Origin of the sequence: Actinoplanes sp. NPDC026619 (assembly GCF_040638295.1) — a bacterium.
Classification (GTDB): Bacteria; Actinomycetota; Actinomycetes; order Mycobacteriales; family Micromonosporaceae; genus Actinoplanes.
Genome location: NZ_JBEZYA010000005.1, coordinates 1 through 18,537, shown reverse-complemented (window position 1 = coordinate 18,537; position 18,537 = coordinate 1). Strand labels below are relative to the sequence as shown.

Here is an 18,537-nt window from a genome sequence, read left to right as displayed (position 1 = left end):
AAGCGATCCGCCGAACCTGGCTATTACGGGGAAAACCGGTAAATCACTACGTAGCCTGACTTCATGGGTCTGTTCGGAAGAAGGCCGGTCGATCAGCCCGTGGCGCAGCGGCGTAACCCGCGCGACATCGAGGCTCTCGAGGAGTTCGTGGCGAATCTTGAAACCGCCACCGACGAACCGAGCACGTGGCGCATCTTCGCGTCCACGTACGTCGAGTTCTACGACATGGAGTACGGCGCGGCCTGGGTCGTCGAGAACGGCGTGCCCCGCGTCGTGTACGAACTCGGTCGCATCGCGAGCTCACTGGCCGGCACCGCCGACCGGGCCAGCCTGGTGCAGCAGGCCATCCGCAACCGGGAGGCGGTCTACTCCGACACCCCGGGCACCGACCCGCGCCTGGCCGCCGCCCATCGGGCCGGCGCCACCGCCGCCGTGGCCATGCCGATCGTCCAGCGCGGCGCCGTCACCGCCGTCCTCGAGATGTACGGCCGCACCCCCGAAGCCGTGGACAGCGCCCTGATCAGCAAGTGGGGCGCCATCATGCGAGTGGCCGAGCAGGCCCGGCAGGCCTCCCTCGCCGCGTTCCTGACCCGCCAGATCGCCGACGACCGCCTCGCGGTCACCAACGTGGTCAGCGCTCTCGGGCACACCAACGACTCGTCCCGGGCGCTGAAGTCCGCCCTCGACGCGGTCCGCACCGCGTTCGGCTGGGCCTACGGCTCCTACTGGGAGATCGACGACTCCGAGAACGTCCTCAAGTTCCGGGTCGAGTCCGGCTCGGCCGGCGACGAGTTCCGCAAGGTCACCCTGGCGGCGACGTTCGCCGAGGGCGTCGGCCTCTCCGGGCGGGCCTGGCGGGCCAAGGACCTGGTCTTCGTCCGCAACATCGGCGACCTCACCGACTGCGTGCGGGCCCCCGCCGCCACCCGCGCCGGGGTCCGCTCCGGCGTCTGCTTCCCGATCGTCAGCATGGACCGGATCGTCGGCACGATGGACTTCTTCACCACCGAGTTCATCGACCTCAGCGACTCCCGGGCCGACGCGCTGCGCAACGTGCAGCAGTTGGTCTCCCAGCGCCTCGACATCGTGCGCAGCAACGAGGTCGCGGCCACCAACGCCCGCGCCCTGCTCGACACGGTCGGCCGGCTGCGCGAGGCCACCAACGACGCGACCCGGGTCGCCGACCAGGCGGTCAGCCGTGCCTCCGACATGACCGGCGACGTGGCCGCCCTCGGCGACGCCTCGAACTCGATCGGCGACGTCATCAAGGTGATCACCTCGATCGCCGACCAGACCAACCTGCTCGCCCTCAACGCCACCATCGAGGCGGCCCGGGCCGGCGAGATCGGCAAGGGCTTCGCGGTCGTCGCCGGCGAGGTCAAGGAGCTGGCCCGGGAGACCGCCGAGGCGACCAAGCGGGTCTCCGAGCAGATCGCCGCGCTGCAATCCAGCGCCGAGTCGGTTGCCGCCGGGATCCGCACCACCAGCGACACCATCGGTCAGCTGGACGCGGTGCAGGCCCGGATCGGCGAAGTGCTCGAGGAGCAGGCCACCATGGCCCACCAGTTCGAGCGCTGATCCCCGTTCCGGGCCTGCGCTTTTCGAACTCTCAGTAACGGAACCGCGAAACCAGCGTCTGCAGCTGGTTCGCGGTGACGGCCAGCTCGCTCGCCGCGCTGCGGGTCTCGCCGACCGCGCCCGAGGTGCGCCGGGTCGCATCCGAGACCGTCCCGATCGTCTGGGCGATGCTGCCGGCGCCGACCGCCGCCTCGTTCAGCGTGCGGTTCATCTCCTGCGTGGTCGCCGTCTGCTCCTCCACCGCCGAGGCGATGGCCAGCTGGATGCCGTTGATCCGCTCGATGATCGCCGAGATCTCACCGATCGCGGCGACCGCGCCGTCGGTGTCGCTCTGGATCGTCGAGACCCGCCGGGAGATGTCCTCGGTGGCCTTCGCCGTCTCCTGCGCCAGGTCCTTGACCTCGCCGGCGACGACCGCGAAGCCCTTACCGGACTCGCCGGCCCGGGCCGCCTCGATCGTCGCGTTCAGGGCCAGCAGGTTGGTCTGCTCGGCGATCGCGGTGATCGTCTTGACCACCGAGGCGATCTCCGCGGACGACTCGCCGAGCCGGCCGACGATCCGGTTGGTCTGCGCGGCCACCTCGACGGCCTGCACCGCCACCTCGGACGCCTCGGTGGTGGAGACGCTGATGTCCCGGATCGCCGAGCCCATCTCCTCCGAGCCGGCCGACACGACCTGCAGGTTGTTGGAGACCACATCGGCGGCCGCGGCCACCGAACCGGCCTGCGTCGACGCCTCGGTGGCGGCCGCGTCGACCTCACCGGACACGGTGGTCAACTGCGCGGCCGCCGAGTTCAGCGTGCCGGCATTGCCGGCCAGCTGCACCAGGTCCTCCCGCAGGCGCGAGATCCCCCGGTCCAGCGCGGCGGCCATCCGGCCGACCTCGTCATGGCTGGTCACCCCGGACGTACGGGTCAGGTCGCCCTCGGCGAGCCCTTCGGCAAGGAGCGAGACGCCCTGCACGGCGCTGCGGATGCGGCTGACGACCCGAAAGCCGATCAGAAGACTCAGGAGTACGCCTACCGCCAGCAGCAGGGCCACGACCCAGGTCGCCCAGTCGGTGTCGCCCTCGGCGGTGGAGATGCCTGCTTCGGACAGGGCCTGAGCGCGCTCCTGAAGGGTGGTCTCGTCGGCGACCACGGCGCCGTACAGGACGTTGTAGTCGGTCACCGCCTGCTGCAGCTGCGCCGGGGTGTCCTTGCTGTGATCCGTGTCGGAGAACTTCAGATACGCCGCCCAGTCGGTCTTGGCCTTCGTCACCGCGGCCAGGCCGGCGCTGTCGCCGACCAGGTTCGTCTCCAGGCTGGAGAGCGCGTCGCCGATCGCCTTCTCGTTGGCGGCCAGCGACTGCTTCAGACCGTCGGCCAGGCTCGGGTAGAGCTTGATCGCCGACTGGTTTCCCGAATACGACTCGATGTTCTTGGCGAACGAAGCGGCCGCGGACTCGACCGCGATGGTCCTTCGCTGCGCGGAGGCAGCGTCGGTGTTCTGCCCCCTGAGCGTCACGATCGCTACGCCGCCGACGATCACACCCGCGGCGGTCGCCGTCAGAACGGCGGTGCCGATCTTGCCCCGCAGCGAGCGGTCGTCGAACCAACTGAGCAGTCCCATGGCACGCCTCTCCTGGTCGCACTTCGCACTAGAGAGATCGGCACGGTCGTCCCCCGCGATGAGGAACAACGGCAAAATCGCTGATTCGACCTTCACCTACGGACGTGGTGTTCTCGTCCCGGATGAACGAATAGTCCAGCTCACACACTCGCTGGGGCATCCTAGGAGGCTAGGTCCGATTGTGGCCGGAACGGCCACTCCGGGCGTATCACCGCCCACCGGACGGACCGCCCGGTACGGTCGCGATCATGGCCGCGGTCACCGAATCCGTCCCCCACCGGCTCCGGCCCGGCGGCGACCGGCCTCCCCGGCACAAAGCCGACGGCACGCCGGTCGGCACCCCGCCCGACCTGACCGCCACCGAGCTGGAATCCCTGCTGCGCGACGGCACCCCCGCCGACGTGGCCGACGTCCTGCTCACCCTTCCCGAGGCCGCCCGCCGCACCCTGTCCCCCACCGTCTTCTTCTCCGCCGGCCCAGCCTCCGCCGGCCCAGCCTCCGCCGGCCCAGCCTCCGCCGGGCTCACGGAAGGCGCGGAGGCCGCGCTGCTCGTCGCCGGTGCCGCCTGCCTGCCGCGGACCGACGCCATCGTGTCCTGGCTGCGTTCCCGCCGCTTCCGCCACGTGCCGTCCGCCGAGACGCTGGCCGAGCTGATCCGCGTCCTTGGCGCGCCGGGCCGGCCCAGCCTGGCATCGATCGCCGCCGCCCTCACCGACCGGATGCGCTCACGACCGGCCTGGCCCGGCGAATGGCCGGTGATCGCAGCCATCCTGCTCGCCGCCGGCACGCCGCCGCCCACGTCCGACCCCGTGCTGCGGGCGTGGATCCGCGACCATGCCGGCAACCCGGTAACTCTCGCCGACCGCCTGGCCGCCGACCCGTGGCTGGACCACCTGCTCCCCTACCTGTTCGACAGCGCCGGCCTCGACCGCCACTGGCCGCCCGCCCTGGTCCAGCTGACCACAACCGGCCGCCTCGACCGCAACCACCTGATCGGCCTGACCCTGCACCGCCTGCGCGATGGCGGCACCACCGCCGCCCTCCGCCCAGCCATCGCCACCCACGACCTGCTGGCGCCCACTCCGCAGGAGATCACCAAGCACCGCAAGAACTACGCGGCTCTGCTGGACGGCCCGCAGGCAGCGTTCGCCCGCCGCACCCTCGAGCCCTCGGCCCAGCAATCCCCGCCCGCCGGCAGAGCGCATTCCGAACAACCGGCCGTCGGCACGCCGAAGGAGCAGACCACCCCGGCAAAGGCCTCGGGCAGCACCCGAACGAAGCCGGCCACACCCGCCGACCAGCGATCACCCCAACCCCGTCGCGGCAACAAGCGCGCGGCCACGACCCACCCGTCGACAAAATCGCCTGCCCGTGCGCCGAAAGCCACACCTGCAACCGACGACGAGCGGCCACCGCAGTCCGGACCCGAACGCACCCGAAACCCAAAGCCCTCTGCCTGCCCGGCGACGCAGACACCGGCCGGCACGCCCGCGACCGGCAGCGCGCGGTCGCCACAATCCCGGCCCGGAGAAACATCAGATCCGAAGCCCTCGGCCCGCCCGGCGACGCAGACACCGGCCGGCACGCCCGCGACCGGCGGCGCGCGGTCACTGCAATCCCGGCCCGGAGAAACATCAGATCCGAGGCCCTCGGCCCGCCCGGCGACGCAGACACCGGCCGGCACGCCCGCGACCGGCGGCGCGCGGTTGCTGCAATCCCGGGCCGGAGAAACGCGAGACCCGAAGCCCTCGGCACGTCCGTCGACGCAGGCGCCGGCCAACGCACGACAGGACTCGGCCGCGGCGGGCAGCCGGCCGGCGGTCGGGCTGCCGTCAGCCCGACCGCTGTCGTTCGCAACCCCGCGTGCGTCGCAATCGTCCGAGGAGCCGCATCGGCATGTCGGCGGCTCGGTCACTGCGGCGGGGCGTCGGCCGTCTGTCGCGCCGCAGTTCCCGCCTGCGCCGGTGCCGCTTCCGGCGGAGGCGATGCCACCGCCGTTCGCCTCCGTGAGCGAGCTGGCCGCTGATCTCGCCGCTCGCCTCCTGCAGCCGCTGGAGCCGGTCAGTCTGGAGCGGATCCTCGCCGGCCTGGTCGCCTTCGCCCAGTCCGATCGGCCCGGCCTGGTTGCCGCCCTCGCGACGCTCGCGAGCGCGGACTCGCCGTTCGACGTGCTGCTGCGGCCCGGGCCGCTCCCCGCCCGCAAGCCCGCGCCGCCACCGGCCGCCGTCGTGGCCGCCCGGATCCGGGAGCTGGCCGGGCAACTGGCCACCAGCACGCCACCGGCGCTGCTCGCCACCCCGGCCACTACCGACGGACTGGTCAGCCCGGTGCGAGTGCTGTTCCGGCTGATCGCCGCCGAGCGGGACGGCTGGCAGCCCGGTCCCGCAGACCTGGCGCAGGCCCTGCTGCGCCTGCCCGCCACCGTGGACCCGGCCGTGGCCACGGCGGCCGATCGGCTGACTTCCCCGGCGGGGCTCCAGTTCGCGGCGTGGCTGCGTTCGGGCGGACTGCCGGCGGTCACGATAACGGTCACGGGCGGTCCGCGTCGCCGGGCGACATTCGTCTCTCCGCCGGCGCCGACGCTGCCGCACGACGCCGGTCCCGAGCCGGCCCCCGCGGGTGTCCCGCCTCTCCTGCACGACCCCGTTCCGGCCGCCACCGTCGACAGCCTCATCCGCGATCTGCTGACCCCACCGGCGCCCGAGATCAACGACCTCACCGACACCATGCGGTGCTGGCCGATGGTGCTGCCTCGCCACCGCGAGCTCATCGCGGCCACCTGCGTCCCGTTCTTCGCGGCCGAACCCGCCGGGAACGACCTGCGAGCGGAAACTCTCCAAGATCTGGTCCGGTCCGCCGGGACGTTCGGCCCCGCGATGGCACTCGTCCTGGCCAACGGCCTGCTCGCGCCCGAGGACCACCTCCGGCGCGGAGCGGTCGCCGCCGTCCTGCACCTCGCCGGCGCCGGCGGCCTCGACGCCGGACTGCTCGGCCGCGAGATACGCGCCCGGCTGACCGCCGACCCCGGCTCGATCGGCCGCGCCGCCGGCAGTCTCCGCCAGATCGGTGCGGGACGGGGGCAGCACATCACGTGGGCCGTCGCCTACGCCGTCATCCCGGCGCTCCTGCGCCGGCAGCCTTCGGCCGACGGCCTGCCCACCCTGCTCGATGTCGCCGCCGACGCGGCGGCGGCCACCGGCGCACGCGCCGACCTCCCGGGCGTGGCCGACGCGGCCACCAGCGCACGCGCCAACCTCCCGGGCGCGGCCGACGCGGCCACCAGCGCACGCGCCAACCTCCCGGGCGCGGCCGACGCGGCCACCAGCGCACGCGCCGACCTCCCGGGCGCGGCCGACGCGGCCTCCGGTGGCACGGCCGAGTTGGCCGCCGCGGCGGCACGTCTCGCCCTCGTAATCGGATGAAACCCCCGCCTGCGGCGTCACCGGGCTTGGGGAACTCTCGTTAGGGAAGCCGAGATCCCGTCGGCCATGAGGAGTCCGAGATCCACTTCTACCCGGAAGCTCCGGATGATCTGCGCACGGACCCTCCGCCGATGAACGACCGGGGCGGCGAACAGCCCCGCTGAACAAGCAGGCGACCACAAGGGAAACCCGTGCCGGGGGTGATCGCGGCGGCCAGATACATTACGTCCCGGATATGACGGGTGCGTTGACCCGGGGGCGTTTCCTTTTCATTCTTGGCGACATGGAAAGGAGGGCGGAAATGAGCGACAAAACTCAGGTCGGCGACGAGAGCAGGCTGGCCGTTATGGAAGCGGACCTGCCCGAGCCGCCCGATCACGACGACGAGGTCGCGGAATCGAATCAGCCGGAGCCCGAGGAGGTGCCCGATGCGGTTCTCCATCAGTGACTACTCGATCAGCGCGAAGGCCAAGGGCTGGGGGAACGGCTGGCCGGAGGACCGGTCGCGGGACATGGTGCGGATCAAGGCGGACACCACCGGCACCAAGGTCAACGTGCACAAGCGGATCGCGGCGCTCGCCGACATCCTGCTCGACGAGACCGAGAAGCGCGGCTACCGGCTCAATCCGAAGACCTGCGGCGGGTACGTCAACCGGCCCATCAAGAATACGAAAAAGCCCAGCAACCATTCCTGGGGATTGGCCCTCGACCTCAACTGGGACAAGAACCCGGAAAGCCGCGACGGCAAGAACCACACCAATTTGCCGGCGTGGGTGGCGCAGCTGTGGGGTCGTTACGGATTCGCCTGGGGCGGCAATTACCACGGCCATCACAAGGACCCGATGCATTTCGAGTTCATGGGCTCGCCGGACGACGCCGACGACATGCTGTCGAAGGCCCGCCGCGACCTCGGCCACCAGAAGATCGACATCCCGGAGAAGTACACGGTCAAGGCGGGCGACACCCTGGCGCTGATCGCCAAGCGGCTGAACATCCCGGGTGGCTGGCAGGCGCTCTACCAGCTCAACAAGGGCGTCATCGGCCCCGACCCGGACGTCATCCGCCGGGACATGGTGCTCCGGCTTCCCTGAGAAGACCGCACGCCGGCGGGCGTGGCACCCCAAGCCACGCCCGTCGCCGCGACTCAGACCTGGCGGAACTCGCCCAGCGACCCGGACATCCGGGCGGCGGTCACGGTGAGCAACGGCCGTTCCAGCATCCCGAGGGCGCGCATCTTCTCGGTCATCGGGTGCTCCCCCAGCCGTACGGCATAGGCGCCGCGACCCACCCGGATGCCGGACAGATTCATCGGAAGGCGGCCGCGCAGCAGGCGCTCCGCCTGCGCGCCGTGCCGCAGGTAGGCCCACGACGGCACCTGAAGCCTCGTGCCGAACGGCAGCCGCACCCGCCCGGTGCGCACGGAAGCGTGCATGACCTCGGCGCCCTCATCACGCACCGTCACCGAGGTGGAGTCACGCCCGAAGGTCAGGTCGGCCTGCATCAGCCACTTCGGCAGCGCCCAGAAGTCCTGCCCGGCCTCCCGGGTGAACGCCCCGGTGACCGGCAGATCGACGATGTGCAGCCCCGGTAGACCGCGCGGGCCCCGGACGAGCAGCCCGACCCCGACCTCGTCGTACGTCTTGAGCGCCCACTCGCCGTAATGGATGAACATCAGCAGCGTGATCGCCCGCCCGGCGACCGTCAGCGGTTTCAGCGGCACCCCGTCGAGCAGGCGGCGCGCGCCGGCGGCCGGCGCGGTGAAGATCGCCGCGGTGATCCGCGCATCGGTGATCGTCACCGGCAGCGTGATCGTCTCACCCTGGATCAACCAGGTCCCGGCACCGATGCGCTCCGCCACGCGCCGACCCTACCGCTCATTCAGCCCCGCGGGGAGAAGCGATCCGGGCCCGCCGGGAGAAGCGATCCGGGCCCGCCGGGAGAAGCGATCCGGGCCCGCCGGGCGACCACGACGGGTAGAGGCGGGTGGCCTCTTGACGTTCGGAGGGCCAGCATCGACGTTGGACGGTGCCAGGGCGACGATGGGATGGTCGATGACGACGGTCGGGGTGCTGCGGGAGACGGCGGGGCGGGAGCGGCGGGTGGCGCTCACGCCGGACGGCGCCGGTCGGCTGCGCAAGCAGGACGTCACGGTGCTCGTCGAGGCGGGCGCGGGCGCCCACGCCTGGTTCGAGGACATCGCCTATGACGGCGCCGGCGCCGTCGTGGTCACCCGGGAGCAGGTGTACGCGGAGGCCGACGTGCTCCTGTGCCTGCATCCGCCGGAGGACGCGGCCGCCACGAGACCGGGCCAGCTGCTGGTCGGCCTGCTGAACCCGCTGGGCAACCTGGAGCTGGCCCAGCGGCTGGCGACCGCCGGGGTGACCGCGATCAGCCTGGACCTGCTGCCCCGCACGCTGAGCCGGGCGCAGGCGATGGACGCGCTCACCTCACAGGCCAACGTGGCCGGTTACAAGGCCGCACTGCTGGCCGCCGAGGCGTACCCGGGGTTCTTCCCGATGCTGATGACCGCGGCCGGCACCACCCGCCCGGCCCAGGTCCTGGTGCTCGGCGCCGGGGTGGCCGGGCTGCAGGCGATCGCCACCGCCCGCCGGCTGGGCGCGCTGGTCACCGGCTACGACGTGCGCGAGGCGGCCCGTGCCGACATCGCGTCGACCGGCGCCGCGGTCCTGGACACCGAAACGGGAAGCGCGGAGGGCACCGGCGGTTACGCCCGTAGCCTGAGCGGCGACGAGCAGAGTGCCCAGCAGTCAGCTCTCGAGGAGGCGATCCCCCGCTTCGACGTGGTGATCACGACCGCGCAGGTGCCGGGCGGCGCGCCACCCCTGCTGGTGTCCGAAAACGCCCTCTCGAAGATGCGGCCCGGCTCGGTGCTGATCGACCTGGCGTCGACCGCGGCCGGAGGCAACGTCGAGGGATCAATTCCGGACACCCGGCGGGTCACCGACGGCGGCATCACGATCATCGGGGCGAACAATCTCGCGTCGACCGTGCCGAGTGCGGCTTCCACGGCGTACGCAAGAAATGTGCTTGCCCTGCTCACCCACCTGATGCCGGGCGGAGAGGTCGTTCTCGACCTCGACGACGAGGTGCAGGCCGCCGTCGTGGTGAGCCACGGCGGCCGGCTGGTCAACGCGCGGATCCGCGCGGCCGGTCAAGACCGGAAGGAGACAAGCGAATGAGTCCGCTGCTGCTGGCCGACATCACCGTGTTCACCCTGGCCCTGCTGGTCGGCTTCGAGGTGATCAGCAAGGTGCCGGCCACCCTGCACACGCCGCTGATGTCCGGCGCCAACGCGATCCACGGCGTGGTGGTCGTCGGCGTGATGCTCCTGGCGGCGAGCGTCACCAGCACCGGAGGGTATGTGCTGCTGGCGGTGGCCGCGTTCTGCGCGGCGATGAACGTGGCCGGCGGTTACCTGGTCACCGACCGGATGCTCGCGATGTTCCGGAGCCGGCGATGAACACCACGATCCACCTGGTCTATCTGGCCTGCGCGGTGAGCTTCGTGATCGGCCTGCACCTGATGAACGCGCCGGCCACCGCGCGGCGGGGCAACCAGATCTCCGCGGCCGGCATGGCGGTCGCGATCCTCACCACCGCGGTCGTGCTGATCCGCGACCACACGATCACCGTCGGCGCGGTGGTCGCCCTGGTCATCGGTCTCGCCGCCGGCGGGCTCGCCGGGCTGCTCACCGCCCGCAAGGTGCAGATGACCGAGATGCCGCAGCTGGTCAGCCTGTTCAACGCGGTCGGCGGCGGCGCGGCGGCCCTGATCGCGCTGATCGACCGGACCGCCACCGTGTCGAGCGTGCTCGACGTCGCGATCGGCGGCGTCACCTTCACCGGCTCGCTGGTCGCCGCGGGCAAGCTGGCCGGGCGCGTCCCCGGGCGGCCGATCGTGGTGCCGTTCGGCCGGCCGATCTCGGCGGCGCTCGCGGCCGTCGCCGTGGCGCTGAGCGTCTGGTTCGTCGCCGCCGACGGCAGCCCGTGGCTGCTCGCCGGGGTGACGGTCGCGGCGCTCGCGGCCGGCGTGCTGCTCACGCTGCCGATCGGCGGCGCCGACATGCCGGTGGTGATCTCGCTGCTCAACGCGTGCACCGGCACCGCCGTCGCGATGGCCGGGTTCGTGCTCGACAGCACCCCGCTGATCATCGCGGGCGGGCTGGTCGGTGCGGCCGGTGCGATCCTCACCAAGCTCATGGCCGACGCCATGAACCGGCCGATCAGCGCGATCATGGCGGGTGGGTTCGGCACCGGCGACGCGGTCACGGTCACCGGCGGTACCGGAGCGGCTTCGGTACGCGAGATCACCGCGGACGATGCGGCGATCCAACTGGCGTACGCCGCGAAGGTCGTGATCGTTCCCGGCTACGGCCTGGCCGCCGCGCAGGCGCAGCACGAGTGCGTCGCCCTCGCCGAGGCGCTGACCGAGCGGGGCGTGGAGGTCTCCTACGCCATCCACCCGGTCGCCGGGCGCATGCCGGGCCACATGAACGTGCTGCTCGCCGAGGCCAACGCCCCGTACCCCCAGCTCAAGGACCTGGAGGAGAGCAACCCCGAATTCGCCCGTACGGACGTGGCCCTGATCATCGGCGCGAACGACGTCACCAACCCGGCCGCGCGCCGGCCCGGCAACCCGGTCTCCGGCATGCCGATCCTCGACGTCGACAAGGCGCGCAGTGTGATCGTGCTCAAACGGTCACTCGGCCATGGCTATGCGGGCATCGACAACGAGCTCTACGGCGATCCGAAGACCGCGATGCTGTTCGCGGACGCCAAGGCCGGGCTCACCGCGCTGCTGAGCGGGCTGCACGCGTACGCGGATTGAGCGCCGCACTCATCGATTTCAGTCACTTGACACCCGGTGATCAACTTGGAACGCTCGGTGTTGAGAACGTTCACGGGGCTGGAATCGTGGGAGCCGAGCCTTGCAGAGTCCTCGCATCACCCGTCTTCTGTCCACTGTGAACAACCGGTCCGCGGAGGAGTTCTGGGCGGCGGCCGCGACCCCGCTGATCGAGCCGCTGGCCGACGGCCGGCTGCTCGTCACGTTCCTGTGGCGCGGCTCGGCGGAGCGCACCCGGGCCTGGTGGGGGCTCGACATCCCGCTCGGCCGGGTGCCCGGCACCGATCTGTGGCACGGCTCCGCCGCGATGCCGCCGCAGGTGCGCACCACGTACTGCCTCGCCCACGACGGCGCCGACGACGCGCCCGGCGACGAGACGGGCGACGGCGCCACCCACATCGACCTCGCCAACCCGCACCGCCTGCACTTCCCGGCCGACCCCGCCGACCCGGACGACCGCGACTGCTGGGTCTCCCTGCTCGAACTGCCGCAAGCCCCGCCCGAACCGTGGACCGCCCCGCGGCCCGGGGTGCCGGCCGGTGATCTCACCGATGTCGTCCTGCCCAGCGCCGCCCTCGGCGGCGATCGCCCGGTCACGGTCTACCGGCCGGCCGGCACACCCGCGGCCGGGCTGCCGATCCTGGTCGTCTTCGACGGCTTCGCCGCCCGGCACGTGCTGCGCATCCCGACGATCCTCGACAACCTGATCGCGGCCCGCTGCATCCCGCCGATGGTGGCGCTGTTCGTCAGCAGCTTCGCCAAGAGCCGCGAGCGCGAGCTGGAGCCCACCCGGCCGATCCACGTCTTCGTCGAGCACGAGCTGGTGCCCTGGGCCCGTACGCAATTGGGCGCCGGCATGGCCGCCAAGCGCAACGTCATCGCCGGGGTTTCCCGCGGCGGCCTCGCCGCGGCCTACGTCGGGATGTGCGCGCACGAGATGTTCGGGGCGGTGCTGGCCCAGTCGGGCAGCTTCTGGTGGCCGCAGCCGGCCGACGGCGAACCGGGCTGGCTGATCCGGCAGATCACCCGTTACCCCCGGGTCGACCTGCGCTTCTACCTCGACGTCGGGGTGCGCGAGACGTTACCCGGGCCGGGCGGCGCGCCGAACCAGCTGAGCGTCGTCCGGCAGATGCGCGACACCCTGACCGGCCACGGCTACCCGGTCACATACACCGAATACGCGGGCGGTCATGACTACGTCAACTGGCGCCGCACTTTCGCCGACGGACTGGTGGCATTGCACCGATAGAGTGCGCTCCGATGATCGAGACCCTTGACTTGACGAAGACGTACGGTCGCGTCCGCGCGGTCGACAGTCTCTCCTTCACGGCCGCGCCCGGCCGCGTCACCGGCTTCCTCGGGCTGAACGGCTCCGGCAAGACCACGACGCTGCGCATGCTGCTCGGCCTGACCCGGCCCACCAGCGGCGCGGCGCTGATCGGCGGCAGTCCGTTCAGCGAGCTGAAAAGTCCGCTGCGGCAGGTCGGCGCCGTCCTCGAGCAGGGCATCGTGCACCCCGGGCAGAGCGGCCGCGCGCACCTGGTCACCCAGGCGATGCTGGCCGGTGTCGGCCGCGACCGGGTGGACGAGCTGCTCGAGCAGGTCGGGCTCGCCGACTCGGCCGGCCTGCGCGCCGGCGACTACTCGCTCGGCATGCGGCAGCGTCTCGCGGTGGCGACCGCGTTGCTCGGCTCGCCCGAGATCCTGATCTTCGACGAGCCGGCCAACGGCCTCGACCCGTCCGGCATCGCCTGGCTGCGCGGCCTGCTGCGCGATCACGCCGACGCGGGCGGCACCGTGCTGATCTCCAGCCACCTGCTCGCCGAGCTGGCCCAGCTGATCGACGACGCGGTGATCATCGCGAAGGGACAGTTGCGCTACTCCGGGCCGCTGCTCGATCTGTACGGCTCGGCCACCGGGCGGCTGCGGATCCGCGGCCGTGACCCGGTGACGCTGTGGCGCGCCTTCGAGGAGGCCGGCGCCAAGGTCACCACCGACGACGAGGTCCTCGAGGTGGACGGCCTGGCCGCCGAGGAGGCGGGCGAGATCGCGTTCGCCGCCGGCGTGCCGCTCTACGAGCTCTCCACCGACATCCCGAACCTCGAGCAGATCTTCCTCGAACTGGCGGCCGCCTGATGATCACCCTGGTCCGTAGCGAGCTCTACCGGATGGCGACGATCCGCTCCAGCTGGCTGTCGCTCGCCCTGTTCGGCATCATGGCGGCCGCGTTCGGGATCCCCGAGTCGTACTTCTGGGCGGTGTTCGTCGGGCTCGGCGCATTCGGCATCGCCGCGCTGACCGTCGCCCAGAGCCACCAGCACCACACGATCGCGCTGCTCTACCTCGCCCGGCCGCGCCGGGTCACCGTGCTGTTCGCGCAGGTCATCACGACCGTACTGGTGGCCGTGGTCTTCGCTGGTCTGAGCGGCCTCACGGTGCTGGTCAAGGAGGACGGCAGCAAGATCTACTTCGCCACGCTGTACGTGGTGCCGCTGATGGCGGTGTTCGGGGCGGCCGTGGCGTCGGTGGTGCGGCGGGCGTCCTGGCTGCTGTTCGGTTTCGGGGTCTGGTTCGTGGTGGTCGAGGGCCTGCTCGGCAGGCTGCGCTGGAACCTGCCGATCTCGGCGTACCTCGCCGCGGTCGGCGCCGACACCGAAACGTTCGGCCTGCTGGTCTTCATCATGTGGACGGCGGCCGCCCTGGGCGTCGCGATGCTCGCCCTGCCGCGGGACCTCAGCGGGGACTGAAGCTCTTGACGTAGCCGAGGGCCGCGTTCATCGACGCCCGCAGCGGGCCGGTGTCGCGCAGGGTGCGGCTGAGCAGGGTGCCGCCCTCCAGCGCGGCCAGCAGCGCGAGGGACAACTCGTCCAGATCGGCGTCGGCGCGCAGCTCGCCGCGGTCCCGGATCGCGGCCAGGCTGTCGTGCAGCAGCCCCTGCCAGCGCAGGAATCCGCGGCTCAGGTCCGCGCGCGACTGCTCGTCGGCGGTGCCGAGCTCGGCGGCCAGCGAGCCGAGCGTGCACTCGCCGTCGCCACCGGTGCGCTCCTGGTTCTCGATGGCCGCATCGGCCCAGGCGCGCAGGGCATCAAAACAATCAAGGGCGCCCATCATCGGTACGCCGGGGACCGCGGGCGCCTCGGCCTGCCGGGTGATCACCGCCCGGATCAGCGCCTGCTTGCTGTCGAAGTAGTGGTAGAGCTGCGAGCCGCTCACCCCGGCCGCCTTGCGCACGTCCTCGGTGCCGGTGCCGACGACGCCGTTGCGGGCGATGAGCTCAGTGGCCGCCTGCAGGATGCGCTCCCGGGTCGCCTCGCCCTTGGGAGTCAGCCGTTGCGTCATGGACATCAGCTTACGGAATGGGTTGCGCAACCCAAAAACCGTGCTAGAAATTGGGGAGACCAACCCAGAAAGAGGTTTCCCATGTCTGATCTGACCGGCCGCACCGCCCTCGTCACCGGCGCCACCGCCGGCATCGGCCGCGCCGTCGCACTGCAGCTCGGGGCCCGCGGCGCCGACGTCATCGTGCACGGCCGCGACCCGGGGCGCGGCGCCGAGGTGGTCGGCGAGATCGCCCGGCGGGGCGGCACGGCGCGCTTCGTGGCCGCCGACCTGACCGACGCCGGCGAGGTCGCGCAGCTGGCCGCCGACGCCGGCGAGGTGGACATCCTGGTGAACAACGCCGGCATCTACGACTTCACCAGCACCCCCGGCACCAGCGCGGAGAGCTTCGACCGGCACGTCGCGATCAACACCAGGGCGCCGTTCCTGCTGGTCGGCGCGCTGGCGCCGGGCATGGCGAAGCGCGGCCGGGGCGCCATCGTCAACGTCACCTCGACCGCGGCCACGTCGGCGGCGCCGATCGGAGCGGCCTACGGCGCGTCGAAGGCGGCGGTCGAGCTGCTGACCCGCTCCTGGGCGACCGAGTTCGGCGCGGACGGCGTTCGGGTCAACGGCGTCTCCCCCGGCCCGGTGCGCACGGCCGGCACCGCGCACGTGGCCGACCTGCTCGGCCAGGCCAACATCCGCGGCCAGGTGGGCGAGCCGGAGGAGATCGCCGAGGTCGTCCTGTTCCTGGTCGACGACCGCAGCAGCTACATCAACGGCACGGTCGTGCTCGCCAACGGCGGCGAGAGAAGTGCGCTGCCGGGCTGACCGGCGGGTCCACAGCGCCGCTTCGCTCGTGACAGCATTTCCGGATGCGTGAGTCCGTAGCGGTCGTGCATGACCTGGTGTCCCGGTTCGTACCGGCCGACGAACTCGGCGCCGAGCATCGCGCGTCGGCGCTGGCCTGGCTGGCGGGCACGGACGACGTGTTCCGCCGGGTCAAGCCGGCGTCCCCGCCGCAGCACCTGGTGTCCTACGTGGTGCCGGTCGCCGCGGACGGGCGGATCCTGCTCGCCGACCACATCAACGCCGGGCTGTGGCTCCCGCCGGGCGGTCACGTCGAGGTCGACGAGGACCCCGCGCTGACCGCGCGGCGGGAGATCCAGGAAGAGCTCGGCCTGGGCGATACGGGCCTGTCGCGGTCGCCGATCTTCCTGACCATCACGCGTACGGTCGGGCCGGACCACGGCCACACGGACGTCAGCCTCTGGTACGTCCTGGCCTGCACCGGCGACGAGCAACTGCGCCCGGACGCCGGCGAGTTCCACGCCGTCCGCTGGTGGACCCGCGCCGAACTGGTAGCGGCCGACCCGGGCCGCTTCGACCCGCACTTCCTCCGCTTCCTGACGGCCCTGGATGGGGGCCGCTTCGGCCCGGTCGCGGCCTCCTGGGCAGACTGACCGGCCCTGATTCGGCAGGCCCGAAAGTGCCACCCATGCGGCCTATCGGGCCGTCAGGGCGTCGGCCGGCAGGCGGCCGGTGCGGGTCTGCGGCGCCAGCCGGCCGGACGCGAAGCTGCTGCGCGTCGCCGACATCGATCTGGGCGAGGCCCTATCGACCCCGATGTAACCAGTCCAGCAGCGGCGGCGCGGCCAGCTCCGCGGTGCGCTCGTGGTAACGGGCCAGCTCGCCGGCGCCGAGCAGGTCCCGCCCGCTGCCCGACCGGCCCCGCCGGAAGAACGCCTGCTCGTCCTTCAGCACCCCGCCCGCGTCCGGCACCAGCGCCCGGGCCTGCCGGCGCATCGCGGCGAACCCGGCCGCCTCCACCAGCCCCGGCCATCGCTCCGGCGGCACCGCGATGCCCAGCCAGGCGGCGATCCGCTGCATCTGACCGGCCAGGTCGGCCAGCAGGTCGTCGTAGTGCACCAGCATCACGTTGGGCTGCTCCCGGCGCGACCAGGCATCGTCCAGGTGCGACAGCACGCCGGGCAGCGAGTCCATCTCCTGGCGCGGGTCGGAGTCGCGCTCGACCCAGCGCAACAGCCACTCGTGCAGCGGCGCTCGCGCCTTCGGCGGACCGGCCGGCGGCGGCGCCCCGGTCAGCTGGGCGAGCCGCTGCCGGTCGATGTTGTCGCCCTGGTGATACATCGACACCGCCATGTCCAGGGGGTGCCGGGCCACCACGAGGTACGACACGTGCGGCTCGATCGGGATCCCGTCCAGCGGGGTGTGCGTCTTGACGAACCGCCGATGCTGCTGGGCGGCGAGCAGGTCGTACATCTCCTGCTGCGGAATGGTCAGCCAGTCCAGCCAGGGCGACAGCCGCGCCAGTGGCGCCGGCAGCTCCGCGGTCTGGAAGATCAGCAGCGCGCAGATCATCTGCATCCAGGTGGTGCCGCTCTTGGAGCGGGTGCTGATGACGACGTCTCCCGGCCGGGACCGGAAGCCGAGCCACCGCCCGCTGTCCTCCTCATCGGAGCGGTACCGCACGGGTGTCTGCATTCAGGGACCCTAGCGCGCGTGATCCTGGATGTGCGCGATCACGATGTCCAGAGCGGCTTCGAGCGCCTCGGTGCCGCGCTGCGCCTGGGCCAGGACGAGCCCGCCCTGCAGGGCCGCGAGCAGGGCGAGGGCCAGCCGGCCGGCGTCGGTGCCCGGCCGCAGCGTGCCGTTGCCGGCCATGGCGTCGAGGCCGGCCCGGATCGCGTCGGACCAGGCCGTGAAGCCGGCGGCCAGGGCGTCGCGGGCCCAGGCGTTCTCGTCGGACAGCTCGCTGGAGAGGCTGCCGAGCGGGCAGCCGCCGGCGCCGCCCTGCTGCCGGGCGGCCTCGACGACCACGTCCCGCCAGGACCGGAGCGCGGCGAAGCTGTCCAGCCGGGCCAGCAACGGCGCCTGCCGCGCCAGGATCTCCCCCGACTGGTACGCGATGACCGCTCGCGTCAGGTCGTCCTTGTCGGCGAAGTAGTGGTAGATCTGCGACGAACTGACGCCGGCCGCGTCCCGCACCGCCGGGGTGCTCGTGCCGGCCACCCCGTGCCTGTACATCAAATCGGCCGCGGCCACCACGATCCGGTCCCGGGTCGCCTGGCCCTTCGGTGTGCTCGGCACCACCGCCACCTCCGCAGATTGGACTTGACTATCCAATCCTAGCGACCTAAGAATGGATAGATCAATCCAATGCCTGAGGGAGTACGTCATGATTCTGGTGACCGGCGCGACCGGCAAGGTCGGCTCCGCAGCAGTCCGGCTACTCACCGCACAGCAGCAACCGGCGCGCGCGCTGGTTCGCGATCCGTCCCGCGCCCCGGCCGGCGCCGACATCGTCACCGGCGACTTCGACGACCCCGGCACGCTCGACGCGGCCCTGCGCGGCGTCGGCACCGTGCTCCTGGTCAGCCCGGCCGTGCCGGCCCAGGAGATCGCGGTGATCGACAGCGCCGTCCGCCAGGGCGTCACCCACATCGTCAAGGTCACCAGCAAGGCGTCGGCCGATTCACCGGTCGACCGGCGGCGCGGCCAGGCCGAGATCGAGGCGCACCTGCTGGCCAGCGGCCTGCAATTCACGCTGCTGCGGGCAAACGCCTACATGCAGAACCTGCTGACGCTGGCTCCGATGATCAAACAGACCGAGGGCTTCCTGAGAGGGCGGTCCGGGAGGTTATGTCCGTTCCGGGTTGAGGGTGAATAGGCCGGGTTGGCTCTCGGTCAGGATCTGTCGGTTGACCAGGCGTTTCA

Annotated in this window: 18 protein-coding genes; 13 read left to right on the top strand and 5 right to left on the bottom strand. The window is 71.8% G+C overall.

The genetic code is table 11. The features are described 5' to 3' along the window. Positions 1 to 63: 63 nt before the first annotated feature. Entirely contained in the window at positions 64 to 1,578 is a 1,515-nt protein-coding gene (locus AB0E90_RS12915; RefSeq protein WP_360403399.1) for a methyl-accepting chemotaxis protein, read from the top strand. A 31-nt stretch (positions 1,579 to 1,609) separates the two neighbouring features. Here the strand turns inward: AB0E90_RS12915 and AB0E90_RS12910 are convergent, their stop codons facing one another. Next, the gene (locus AB0E90_RS12910; protein WP_360403397.1) at positions 1,610 to 3,190 is read right to left on the bottom strand and encodes a methyl-accepting chemotaxis protein; all 1,581 of its coding nucleotides are present in this window, start codon (positions 3,188 to 3,190) and stop codon (positions 1,610 to 1,612) included. Between the two features lie 248 nt (positions 3,191 to 3,438). Between AB0E90_RS12910 and AB0E90_RS12905 the strand changes: the two genes are divergently transcribed. The 3 genes from AB0E90_RS12905 (at position 3,439) to AB0E90_RS12895 (ending at position 7,703) form a co-directional block, all read left to right on the top strand. Then, complete coding sequence (locus AB0E90_RS12905; protein WP_360403395.1) at positions 3,439 to 6,612, top strand: hypothetical protein; 3,174 nt, start codon at positions 3,439 to 3,441, stop codon at positions 6,610 to 6,612. Positions 6,613 to 6,847: 235 nt separating this feature from the next. Next, complete coding sequence (locus AB0E90_RS12900; RefSeq protein WP_360403393.1) at positions 6,848 to 7,060, top strand: hypothetical protein; 213 nt, start codon at positions 6,848 to 6,850, stop codon at positions 7,058 to 7,060. Continuing rightward, positions 7,041 to 7,703, top strand: a complete 663-nt coding sequence (locus tag AB0E90_RS12895; protein WP_360403391.1) for a M15 family metallopeptidase — start codon at positions 7,041 to 7,043, stop codon at positions 7,701 to 7,703. Before AB0E90_RS12900 ends, AB0E90_RS12895 begins: the two co-directional genes overlap by 20 nt. A 53-nt stretch (positions 7,704 to 7,756) precedes the next feature. On the opposite strand, the gene AB0E90_RS12890 is transcribed toward AB0E90_RS12895, so the two are convergent. Continuing rightward, positions 7,757 to 8,470 (bottom strand): acetoacetate decarboxylase family protein, encoded by a 714-nt coding sequence (locus tag AB0E90_RS12890; protein ID WP_360403389.1) that lies wholly within the window; start codon positions 8,468 to 8,470, stop codon positions 7,757 to 7,759. A gap of 193 nt (positions 8,471 to 8,663) precedes the next feature. Between AB0E90_RS12890 and AB0E90_RS12885 the strand changes: the two genes are divergently transcribed. The 6 genes from AB0E90_RS12885 (at position 8,664) to AB0E90_RS12860 (ending at position 14,225) form a co-directional block, all read left to right on the top strand. Then, the gene (locus AB0E90_RS12885) at positions 8,664 to 9,812 is read left to right on the top strand and encodes an NAD(P) transhydrogenase subunit alpha (RefSeq protein ID WP_360403387.1); all 1,149 of its coding nucleotides are present in this window, start codon (positions 8,664 to 8,666) and stop codon (positions 9,810 to 9,812) included. After that, a complete protein-coding gene (locus AB0E90_RS12880; RefSeq protein ID WP_360403385.1) occupies positions 9,809 to 10,093 on the top strand; it encodes an NAD(P) transhydrogenase subunit alpha in 285 nt (94 codons plus the stop codon). Before AB0E90_RS12885 ends, AB0E90_RS12880 begins: the two co-directional genes overlap by 4 nt. After that, the gene (locus AB0E90_RS12875) at positions 10,090 to 11,460 is read left to right on the top strand and encodes an NAD(P)(+) transhydrogenase (Re/Si-specific) subunit beta (RefSeq protein WP_360403383.1); all 1,371 of its coding nucleotides are present in this window, start codon (positions 10,090 to 10,092) and stop codon (positions 11,458 to 11,460) included. The genes AB0E90_RS12880 and AB0E90_RS12875 overlap by 4 nt, the downstream gene beginning before the upstream one ends. Before the next feature lie 136 nt (positions 11,461 to 11,596). Next, positions 11,597 to 12,727 carry an alpha/beta hydrolase-fold protein gene (locus AB0E90_RS12870; protein WP_360403381.1) on the top strand — a complete coding sequence of 377 codons (1,131 nt, stop codon included), beginning with the start codon at positions 11,597 to 11,599 and terminating at the stop codon, positions 12,725 to 12,727. Positions 12,728 to 12,738: 11 nt separating this feature from the next. Next, on the top strand, positions 12,739 to 13,614 hold the full coding sequence (locus AB0E90_RS12865; protein ID WP_360403379.1) for an ATP-binding cassette domain-containing protein: 876 nt from the start codon (positions 12,739 to 12,741) through the stop codon (positions 13,612 to 13,614). Then, positions 13,614 to 14,225 (top strand): hypothetical protein, encoded by a 612-nt coding sequence (locus tag AB0E90_RS12860; protein WP_360403377.1) that lies wholly within the window; start codon positions 13,614 to 13,616, stop codon positions 14,223 to 14,225. Before AB0E90_RS12865 ends, AB0E90_RS12860 begins: the two co-directional genes overlap by 1 nt. Here the strand turns inward: AB0E90_RS12860 and AB0E90_RS12855 are convergent. Next, on the bottom strand, positions 14,212 to 14,817 hold the full coding sequence (locus AB0E90_RS12855; protein ID WP_360403375.1) for a TetR/AcrR family transcriptional regulator: 606 nt from the start codon (positions 14,815 to 14,817) through the stop codon (positions 14,212 to 14,214). The two genes, AB0E90_RS12860 and AB0E90_RS12855, sit on opposite strands and share 14 nt — an antisense overlap. An 81-nt stretch (positions 14,818 to 14,898) precedes the next feature. Between AB0E90_RS12855 and AB0E90_RS12850 the strand changes: the two genes are divergently transcribed. Both AB0E90_RS12850 and AB0E90_RS12845 read left to right on the top strand, forming a co-directional pair. Beyond that, positions 14,899 to 15,630 (top strand): SDR family oxidoreductase, encoded by a 732-nt coding sequence (locus AB0E90_RS12850; protein ID WP_360403373.1) that lies wholly within the window; start codon positions 14,899 to 14,901, stop codon positions 15,628 to 15,630. Between the two features lie 44 nt (positions 15,631 to 15,674). Beyond that, on the top strand, positions 15,675 to 16,262 hold the full coding sequence (locus AB0E90_RS12845; protein WP_360403371.1) for an NUDIX hydrolase: 588 nt from the start codon (positions 15,675 to 15,677) through the stop codon (positions 16,260 to 16,262). Positions 16,263 to 16,413: 151 nt separating this feature from the next. Here AB0E90_RS12845 and AB0E90_RS12840 read toward each other — a convergent pair whose 3' ends face one another. Both AB0E90_RS12840 and AB0E90_RS12835 read right to left on the bottom strand, forming a co-directional pair. Continuing rightward, positions 16,414 to 17,304 (bottom strand): sulfotransferase domain-containing protein, encoded by an 891-nt coding sequence (locus AB0E90_RS12840; RefSeq protein ID WP_360403369.1) that lies wholly within the window; start codon positions 17,302 to 17,304, stop codon positions 16,414 to 16,416. Positions 17,305 to 17,313: 9 nt separating this feature from the next. Then, positions 17,314 to 17,910, bottom strand: a complete 597-nt coding sequence (locus AB0E90_RS12835; RefSeq protein WP_360403367.1) for a TetR/AcrR family transcriptional regulator — start codon at positions 17,908 to 17,910, stop codon at positions 17,314 to 17,316. A gap of 88 nt (positions 17,911 to 17,998) precedes the next feature. Here AB0E90_RS12835 and AB0E90_RS12830 point away from each other — a divergent pair, with 88 nt between their 5' ends. Next, complete coding sequence (locus AB0E90_RS12830; protein WP_360403365.1) at positions 17,999 to 18,490, top strand: NmrA family NAD(P)-binding protein; 492 nt, start codon at positions 17,999 to 18,001, stop codon at positions 18,488 to 18,490. Positions 18,491 to 18,537 lie beyond the last annotated feature (47 nt).

Excerpts from the sequence above, each read along its gene's own strand:
- AB0E90_RS12865 (WP_360403379.1), top strand. The coding sequence starts at position 12,739 with ATGATCGAGACCCTTGACTTGACGAAGACGTACGGTCGCGTCCGCGCG.
- AB0E90_RS12830 (WP_360403365.1), top strand. The coding sequence starts at position 17,999 with ATGATTCTGGTGACCGGCGCGACCGGCAAGGTCGGCTCCGCAGCAGTC.
- AB0E90_RS12855 (WP_360403375.1), bottom strand. The coding sequence starts at position 14,817 with ATGACGCAACGGCTGACTCCCAAGGGCGAGGCGACCCGGGAGCGCATC.
- AB0E90_RS12845 (WP_360403371.1), top strand. The coding sequence starts at position 15,675 with ATGCGTGAGTCCGTAGCGGTCGTGCATGACCTGGTGTCCCGGTTCGTA.
- AB0E90_RS12860 (WP_360403377.1), top strand. The coding sequence starts at position 13,614 with ATGATCACCCTGGTCCGTAGCGAGCTCTACCGGATGGCGACGATCCGC.
- AB0E90_RS12885 (WP_360403387.1), top strand. The coding sequence starts at position 8,664 with ATGACGACGGTCGGGGTGCTGCGGGAGACGGCGGGGCGGGAGCGGCGG.
- AB0E90_RS12915 (WP_360403399.1), top strand. The coding sequence starts at position 64 with ATGGGTCTGTTCGGAAGAAGGCCGGTCGATCAGCCCGTGGCGCAGCGG.
- AB0E90_RS12880 (WP_360403385.1), top strand. The coding sequence starts at position 9,809 with ATGAGTCCGCTGCTGCTGGCCGACATCACCGTGTTCACCCTGGCCCTG.
- AB0E90_RS12905 (WP_360403395.1), top strand. The coding sequence starts at position 3,439 with ATGGCCGCGGTCACCGAATCCGTCCCCCACCGGCTCCGGCCCGGCGGC.
- AB0E90_RS12840 (WP_360403369.1), bottom strand. The coding sequence starts at position 17,304 with ATGCAGACACCCGTGCGGTACCGCTCCGATGAGGAGGACAGCGGGCGG.
- AB0E90_RS12875 (WP_360403383.1), top strand. The coding sequence starts at position 10,090 with ATGAACACCACGATCCACCTGGTCTATCTGGCCTGCGCGGTGAGCTTC.
- AB0E90_RS12850 (WP_360403373.1), top strand. The coding sequence starts at position 14,899 with ATGTCTGATCTGACCGGCCGCACCGCCCTCGTCACCGGCGCCACCGCC.
- AB0E90_RS12895 (WP_360403391.1), top strand. The coding sequence starts at position 7,041 with ATGCGGTTCTCCATCAGTGACTACTCGATCAGCGCGAAGGCCAAGGGC.
- AB0E90_RS12900 (WP_360403393.1), top strand. The coding sequence starts at position 6,848 with ATGACGGGTGCGTTGACCCGGGGGCGTTTCCTTTTCATTCTTGGCGAC.
- AB0E90_RS12910 (WP_360403397.1), bottom strand. The coding sequence starts at position 3,190 with ATGGGACTGCTCAGTTGGTTCGACGACCGCTCGCTGCGGGGCAAGATC.